The sequence below is a fragment of the Streptomyces sp. NPDC094143 genome (assembly GCF_040303825.1).
GTDB lineage: Bacteria > Actinomycetota > Actinomycetes > Streptomycetales > Streptomycetaceae > Streptomyces.
In genome coordinates this window covers 1-7914 of sequence record NZ_JBEOTZ010000013.1, presented here as the reverse complement: position 1 = coordinate 7914, position 7914 = coordinate 1, and the positions used below count along the sequence as shown (strand labels likewise).

The window sequence follows — 7914 nt, the reverse complement described above, 5'->3', positions numbered from 1 at the left end:
CACGGCACAGCACGGTGCTGCACCGGAATCGGCGGGGTCAAGGTGAACCGGCTCCCGGGGCACCGATTCAGGGGTTTCCCTGAAGTTCCGGGTGCCGGGAGTGCGCGCCGGGACGCAACTTTTAGGGAAATCACGCGACTTCCCCGCGCGCCGGACCCATGGCTGGATTCGGCCGCGGTCGGCCGTGCACTCTCGGAAGGCCCCCCGGACCTCCCCGAGGGCCACCGCGGCGGCTGAGCTGTCCCGGGGCCGTGGACTCCCGGAACGAACGACCGAAAGAAGGCTGAGGATGCACCGTGCGCTGTGCCCGGTCGAGACGCTCTACGTGGGCCAGAGAAGCAGGGCCGTGCTGTCCTGCACCCTGCGTGGACCGGTGGACCTCGCGGCGCTGTCCGCCGCGTTCGACGCCATGACGGAGGCCAGCCCGCCGCTGCGTTCCCGCATCGAACAGGACGGCGACGGGCACGTGTTGCGCGTCCTCGGCGAGGACGAGAGGCCCCGGCTGATCACCCGGACCGGCGACGGGGAGGAGGCCTACGCGGCGGAGCTGAACAGGCCGTTGCCCGTCGGGGGGCCGCTGAGCCGTGCCGTCCTGGTCAGCGCGCCGGACGGCCGGAGCCATCTGTTCGTGCTGGTGATCGACCACACCATCACCGACGGCCACAGCAGCATCGCCGTGCACAACGCGCTGTGGGACCGCTACCGGGCCCTGGTCGAAGGCGCCACCGACGAGACCGCCGATCCGGAACTCCCCCGCTGGCCGGAGCCCGTGAGCCGGCTGCTGCCTCCGGCCGAAGAGGCCGACACGGCGAAGTACCTCGACGGCCGGCTGGAGGAGATACGGCGCCACCCGGTCGAGCTGGTCCCGTACGACGCCGCGCGGGGTGAGGGTGCCGACCCGGACGGGCACATCGAGGTCCGCCGGCTGACCCTGGACGCGGACCTCACCTCCCGGCTGCGCGGTGCGGCGCGCTCCTCGGGCGTCTCCGTGCACGCCCTGATCGCCGCGACGCTGCTGGCCACGGCCCGGCGGCGGCTGGCCGGGGACGACGGGGCGCGCACGCTCGGCTGCCTCTCCCCCGTCGACCTGCGTTCACGGCTGTCCCCGCCGGTGCCCGCCTCCGACCTGGTACCCGCGGTCACCACCCATCTGCAGACCCTGGACGTGTCCGCGCGTTCCGAGCCACTGGAGCTGGCCCGCGCCGTGCACGCCCGGCTGGGCGACTTCCTGGCCCGCGGCGACCACTTCCACGAGATGCGCATCACGCCGGAGATCCCCCGCAACCCCGCGCTGCAACTGGCCACGGTGATCGCCACGAACATGGGCGTGGTCCCCGGTCCGCGGCTGCCGGACGGGCTGCGGGCGTTCGACGTGCGCCTCGTTCCGGCCCGCGAGCACTACTTCCCGCAGGCGGGACGCAGCCCTGTCATGGCGTGTGTCGTCTCCTTCGAGGGGCGGCTGTCCATCGAGTTCCCGCACTCAACCGCCTGTTACAGCCCGTCCTTCATGCGGGCCTTCCGCGACGACGTACGCGCCGGGCTGCTGCGTTTCACGAACGCGGCGGAACCGGGGCTCGCCCACGCCGCCGGCTGAGCACGGCCTGTTCGCCCCTCCCGCCCCCCGCCCGCCCGGCTGTGTAAGGAACCTCTGTCCGCCATGACGACCGTCAGCGAACTGCCCTCCCCCCTGACGCTGCTCCCCCGGGCCCAGGCCGGCGACGAGCACGCGATGAATCACCTGCTGACCGCCATCACGCCCTACGTCGCGCGCATCTGCAGGTCCATCACCCACGACGACGGTGCCGACGCCACGCAGGAGGCACTGCTCGCCGTCTACCGCGGTTTGGGTTCCCTGCGAGAGCCGGCGGCGTTCTACGGCTGGGTGCGCTCGGTGACGGTCCGCGAGGCCATCCGCACCGCCAGGCGCTACGGCGTGGAGAGCTGCTGCTCCGAGGTGGACTCGCAGGAGGAGACCAACCCCCTGGACGCGGTGCACATCAGCGACGTGCTGGAGCGTCTGTCCCAGGCGCACCGGCAGGTCCTCACCCTGCGCGCCTACGGGCTGAACGAGGAGGAGATGGCCGAGGTGCTCGCCCTGCCCGTGGGCACCGTCCGCTCCCGTCTGTTCCGGGCCCGCCGCCGGTTCCAGGAGGCGTGGCAGCCCTCGGCGGCATGACGCCGGCGCCCCTCCCGGGGCGGGCCGGTACGACGGCGGCCGTGGCGGTGTGTCTCCGCCACGGCCGCCGTCGCGGGGGCTCGGCAGGCCCCGTTCCGCACTACCGCACGCGTTCCGGGAGGACCCGCGGGGGCCACTGTCCGGTGGCGAACATCCCGAGCGCGTGCGCCCGCGCCACCAGAGCGGGCCGGTTGGGGGCGTCGAAACGCCGCAGCATCTGGCCGACGCGGTATTCGATTCCCTGACGGCTCAGATAGAGACGGGAGGCCAACTGCACCGTGGATTCACCACTCGCGACACCTTCCAGCACCTGCGCATCGAGGGCGCTGAGTACGGGCCCGCCGCTGACCGCTTCCTCGGTCCGGCGCAGAAAGACGACGAGGCCGACGATCTCACCCGTGGGCTGCCTGACGGCGATCGCGGTCACTTCGGCCGGGAAATTCCGACCCTCGCCGTCGCGGCCCGTCACCCTTTCCCTGAATCTCCGGCAACGCCCTGAGGAAAGCGCGGTGAACTGTTCCCGCAATTGTCCGGGGACAGGACAACGGAGCAGTTCGAGCAAGCCGCGTCCGCATATCTCGTCGGCGCTCAAGCCGAATTGCCGGGCGAATTCCGGTTCCGCTGCCGTGACGGCCAGGGTCCGGGGGGACACGTGGGCCGTACAGGCGGATGCCGGGGTGGCACCGTCCGGCGCGCCGGTCAGGTCGCGGCGGCCTGGGACGGCCGCAGCGGCGGTCTTGTTCTTACGGGGCGAGGCGTCGGGGAAACTCGTGGTCGCCACGGACGTACCGTCCTTCTTCCTGCGCGTGGGGGCCTGGGAAGGGTGTGCGGACGCGGAGCGGACCGGTGCGCTGGCCTGGGTGTCGGCGAGCGCCCGGTGACGGCGCGCCACCTCGTCGGTGGGCGGGGCCGGGTGTCCGCGTCGCTCGGGGCCGGCGGCGGGCGCCGGATCCCCGGGGCGGGTCGGGGTGAGCAGAGGAAGCGGTGCCGAGGCGACCGTCGTCCGGGTCACCTGGATAACGTTGTCATGACCACTCGATCCCGAAGCGCGGTCCCGTCGGCGGACGACGGGGCGGTCGGGCGGGCGAACCGTAAGTCCTGCCGTGACGAGAAGCCCGTTCGGGCAGTGCGCGGCACGGAAACCTCCACAATGCGGAGAGGGGGTTCGTTTGAGGGGTCACCTTCGAGGCTAAGGCGAGGCAACCCCTGAGGCAAGAGTTTGTCAGGTGAACTCGGCAACTCGTCAACTGTGCTGCGATCGGGCCCATTTCGGGCACCGAGAAACCCCGATGCAAACAATCCCGGCGGAGTGGCGACACCGCCCGCGGAATGCGCGGCAGGCCGCGCACAACGGGCTTGTCGCCCCTTGTCGCGCTCCCTGAAGTGTGGACAACTCACGCGCCCGTTCGGGCAAGCGGAACCGCGGATACCGTACCGGCCGGGCCACCGAACCCGAGGAGGGAGATGCTGGATCAGCCGCAGTTCGGTCGTCGGCTGAAGAGGCTGCGTGCCGCACGGGGCCTGAGTCAGGCCGATGTCGTCGGCGACGGCATGTCGACGGGGCATCTGTCGCGCCTGGAGTCCGGTGAACGGCGCCCCACCGAGCGCACGGTGGCCTACCTCGCCCGGCGGCTCGGCGTCGACGCCTCCGCCCTGACCGGTCCCTCGGACGGCAGGTCCCTGACCGCGGTGCTGGCCTCCGTGGCCTCGGCGCCCGCGGGGACGGACGGCACGGAGGTGCTCGGCCGCGCGGTCGAGGAGGACCCGGGCGAGGATCCCGCCGCCCGCTGGCAAGCCCTGTGGCTGCTGAGCCGCGCCGCGGGCCACGACGGCGACTACGAGCTCGAACGCGCCCGGCTGCTGGAACTGCTGCAGTTGAGCCGCGTGCTGGAGGCACCCGACCTCCGCGCCAGGTCGCTCGTGCGGTACGCCCGCTGCACCCGCGCCCTGGGCGACGTCGGCAGCGCGGAACCGGCGGCCGTGGAGGCGCTGTCCGTCGCCCGCGCCGCGGAACTGTGCGTGTCCGACACTCTGGCCGCCATGACGGCGCTGATCGGTGTCGAGACGGAACTCGGCAGGTGGGAGGCGGCTTCCCGGCACGTCGACGAAATGGAACGCGATCTGCTGCCCGGGGCCCCCTCCGCCCTGGCGGGCGAGGCGTTGTGGACGGCCGCCGAGGTCAGCGACCGCCAGGGCGACGAAGCGACGGCCCTGGCCCGGCTGGACACCGCCCTGGGCCTCCTCAAGGGCGCGGACGATCCGGCCTTGTGGGCCCGGCTGCGGGCCGCCGCCACCGCGACAGCGCTGCAGATGTCACCACCCCGGGTGGCCGCGGCCGAGCGCTGGCTGGCCGAGACCGCCCCCGTCCTCGGCCTGATCGGCACGCCCGCGCAACTCCAGGAACTGCACGCGCTCCAGGCACACCTCGCGTTCGCGCAGGGCCGGCTGGACGACGCCCGCGCGCTGAGCCGGGCCGTGCTGTCCGAGGAGAACCTGCGTCTGTCCTACCGTGACCGGGTGCGGCTGTCGGTCCTCGCCGGCCGGCTCACGATCCTGGCGGGTCGCGTCGAGGAGGGCGTCGCCGCCCTGGAAGGGCTGGCGCGTCAGGCGAGCGAGTCCGGGAACCGCGACCTCGCGGCCCACGTCTGGCAGGCTCTCGCCACCACCCTGGCTGCCCGCGTCCACTCCCCCCGGGGCGGCCCGACTCCCGGCGAGACCCGGCCGGACGGGCGGGTCGTCGGCCGTCAACCAGCATGAAAGCCGCGTCGGCGGGGCAAACGGAGCCTCTGACATGGGGAGGAAGCCGTGACCATGACGAAGCAGCCCGCCGGGCCGGAAGGCGAGAACACCACGTGCGCCGCGCAGCAGGACGGCCCGGCGAAGAGAACCGGCGCCGAGGAAGGCGAGACTCCGGAGGAACGCGTCAACCGGCGCTGGAACGAGATACTCCAGGAAACCCGGGTCACCCAGACGGGCGTGCAGATCCTCTTCGGTTTCCTGCTCAGCGTGGCGTTCACCCCGCTGTTCCGGGAGCTGGAGACGCTGGACCGCGCCATCTACGTCACCACCGTCGTACTCGGGGCGGCGGCCACCGGAACGCTCATCGCCCCCGTCTCCATCCACCGCTTCCTCTCCGGTCAGCGCATGAAGGACGAAGTGGTGGAGACCGCCGGGCGCCTGATGATGTGCGGCATGGTCCTCCTCGCCCTGACCATCGGCTGCACGTTGCTGCTGATACTCCGTTTCGTCGTCCCCGGTGTCTTCGCCGAGGTGCTCGCGGGCGCGGTCATGCTGTGGTTCGGCCTGTGCTGGTACGCCCTGCCGCTGTACCTGCGGCGCCGTGGTGAGCAACGCTCGCGCACGACGGACACGTGAGGCGGGGCCGGGGCGGGACGGACCGGGCGGTGGACCGCCTCCGGGAGTGACGGGGCCCGCGGCGGCACACCGGCCCGGCTCAGGGCCCGGAAGCCGGCCTCGACCGCTGCCATGCGGTGAGACCGGCCTCGTCGGTTCGGCCCGGCGCACCGGCCGTGGGCGGGACGGGCCGCGGGGGAGGCTGCCCGCCGGGGTGGCGGGCAGCCCGGGGCACGGGTGAGTCCGGTCCGGCTAGCCGGCGGGGACCGTGTCCTCGAAGGTGGTGCCGGCGGTGCGGTAGGCGTTGATCTTCGCGGTGACCTGGGCCGGGGTCAGGACCTGGTCCTTGACGTGCAGGACGTAGTCGATCTGCTCGTCGTAGGCGCGCGGGGTGGTGCTGGTCTGGCCCGCGAGGTCGATCAGCCACTGGTTGAAGTTGATCGACATGGGACGCTCGGGCAGGTACGCGGCGTCATGGGTGCCGAAGAGCTGTCCGTCGACGTAGTACTTGATGGTGCTGTTGTCGATGGTGAGTACCAGGTCGTGCCAGTCGGCGTGGCTCTGCCGGGACTCGGTGTGCTGGTTGACGGCCTGCCACGGGTCGGGGTTGTAGGTCTCCCAGGACGTCGTGTAGAGGATGTTGGCGGGCTCGCCCCAGCCGCCGTTGGGCAGGTACTCGAAGTCGTACTCGGCGTAGTCGTCGGCCATGGGGGCCTTGAGGTCGTTGATGGTGAAGAAGGTCTGGACGAGGTGGTCGCCGTCCGGGCCGGACACGGGTGCGTCGGAGAACCGCACGCGGGCGGCGTAGGTGCCGTTCTTGAACTTCGTCGCCTTGGTGAGGACTTCGGTGTGCCGGGTGCTCTCGGGCGTTCCGGCGGTGGAGGTCCGCAGGTTCATCACGGAGTTGCCGCCGGAGGCCGCGAAGGTCACGTTCTCGGGGGCCCAGGTGGCGCCGGGCACCCCGGGGCCGCCGGAGTTGGCCCGTACGCTCCAGCCGTTGGCGGAGATCCTCGGGTCGCTGGAGCTGGTGTAGTTGAAGTCGTCGAAGAGGCTCTGGCCGCCGGCCGGGGGGTCCGTGGGCGGGTCGGTCGGCGGATCGGTCGGGTCGTTGCCCTCGGGGGCCGTGCCCCACACCGTGCTGCCGGAGACCTGGGCGGTGACCTTCGGCCAGTCCGCATACGTGGTGGTGGAGGCGCCGAAGGAGTAGTCGTCGCTCTGCCTGAGTGTCTGCCAGTCGGCGCGGTGGAAGCGCAGTTGCATGTCGCCGGTGTCGGAGCCGGGGGCGAGGCTGCCGGCTCCCGCGGTGAAGCCGATGTCGAGGTAGCGGTCGGCGGTGGCCGTGGGGCGGGCGAGGGTGCCGAAGGTGCCGGTGATGTGGGCGCAGCCCTTGACCGCCCAGGAGCAGGCGAAGCGGTAGGTGGCACCGGCCGAGTCGGCCTTGAAGTAGTAGCGCACCTTGACCGCGGAGAGTTGGAGGGGGGCGTTTCCGGTGTTCCTGACCTTGAGCCAGGGTTCGGACTGGTCCGCCGTGGCGGAGCCGGCGCTGGTGCGGTACTGGACGGTGACGGACTCGCCGGCGGCGCTGGCCGTGCCGGTCAGGGCGGCGAGGCCGGTGGTTCCGGTGGCCATGGCCAGGGCGGCGGCTGCGGCGATGCGCCATCTGCGGGGAGCGGTGGGCCGATGCATGCTCGTTCCTTTCCGGATGGGACGGGTGTTTCCTGCTGCCCGGTGGGCCGGGCGAGCGGGTCTGTGCCGTGCTGTGGTGCGGCTCAGGGGTGGCGGCTGACCTCCAGCGCGTCGAGGCGCGCGGTGTGCCCGGCCATGCGGGAGCTGAAGTCGGTCCAACTGGTGGGGCCGCTCCAGGCGCCGTCGGCCAGGGCGCACAGCCGGGGGTAGGTCAGGTACTCGATGCGGGCCGGTGTCGCGGCGTACTCGGTCCACAGGTGGGCTTGGGTACCCAGCACCCGGGCGGCCGTGTGGGGGGTCGCCGGTTCGGGCACCGCGTCGTGGGCGTGGACGTCCCGCAGGGTCACGACGCCGCCTGGCTGTCCGGGCGGCTCGCCGGGGTCGGCGCTCCGGGGGTAGTCGAGGTAGGTGGCGCGGTAGTGGGAGTTGATCACGTCGTGGCCGCGGCGGGCCGCCGCCAGGGCGTGTGCGGGGTCGCGCCAGGCCATCACGGTGAATCCGTCGGGCAGTTCGGTGCCGGTCTCCGCCCAGGCGACCGGGCGCCGTCCGTGACGGGTGAGGAAGGTTCCGACCCGGTCGAGGAACCATCCGTGCAGGGCCGCGGGGCCGGCGAGCAGCTGACGATCTCGACCCCGGGCGTGTCGCGCGGTACCGCGACGACGGCGAAGTCCGCGGCGTCGTCGGCGGACCGGGCGAGG

The 7914-nt window shown here is 72.4% G+C and carries 7 protein-coding genes; 4 read left to right on the top strand and 3 right to left on the bottom strand.

Annotated elements, in window-relative coordinates:
• Positions 1-289 precede the first annotated feature (289 nt).
• Positions 290-1594, top strand: coding sequence for a phthiocerol/phthiodiolone dimycocerosyl transferase family protein (locus ABTZ58_RS18400; protein WP_351357281.1), 1305 nt, complete (start codon positions 290-292; stop codon positions 1592-1594).
• 63 nt (positions 1595-1657) lie between these two features.
• Positions 1658-2176 (top strand): RNA polymerase sigma factor, encoded by a 519-nt coding sequence (locus tag ABTZ58_RS18395; protein WP_351357278.1) that lies wholly within the window; start codon positions 1658-1660, stop codon positions 2174-2176.
• Between the two features lie 100 nt (positions 2177-2276).
• On the opposite strand, the gene ABTZ58_RS18390 is transcribed toward ABTZ58_RS18395, so the two are convergent.
• Positions 2277-2957 (bottom strand): PAS domain-containing protein, encoded by a 681-nt coding sequence (locus ABTZ58_RS18390; protein WP_351357275.1) that lies wholly within the window; start codon positions 2955-2957, stop codon positions 2277-2279.
• A gap of 683 nt (positions 2958-3640) precedes the next feature.
• Here ABTZ58_RS18390 and ABTZ58_RS18385 point away from each other — a divergent pair.
• Together ABTZ58_RS18385 and ABTZ58_RS18380 are read left to right on the top strand one after the other, a co-directional pair.
• A complete protein-coding gene (locus tag ABTZ58_RS18385) occupies positions 3641-4933 on the top strand; it encodes a helix-turn-helix domain-containing protein (RefSeq protein WP_351357272.1) in 1293 nt (430 codons plus the stop codon).
• A gap of 54 nt (positions 4934-4987) precedes the next feature.
• On the top strand, positions 4988-5551 hold the full coding sequence (locus tag ABTZ58_RS18380; protein WP_502996089.1) for a DUF6328 family protein: 564 nt from the start codon (positions 4988-4990) through the stop codon (positions 5549-5551).
• A 231-nt stretch (positions 5552-5782) separates the two neighbouring features.
• Here ABTZ58_RS18380 and ABTZ58_RS18375 read toward each other — a convergent pair whose 3' ends face one another.
• A complete protein-coding gene (locus ABTZ58_RS18375) occupies positions 5783-7216 on the bottom strand; it encodes a cellulose binding domain-containing protein (RefSeq protein ID WP_351357266.1) in 1434 nt (477 codons plus the stop codon).
• An 83-nt stretch (positions 7217-7299) separates the two neighbouring features.
• The coding region (locus tag ABTZ58_RS18370) for a family 20 glycosylhydrolase (RefSeq protein WP_351357263.1) at positions 7300-7914 on the bottom strand (615 nt) is incomplete at its 5' end.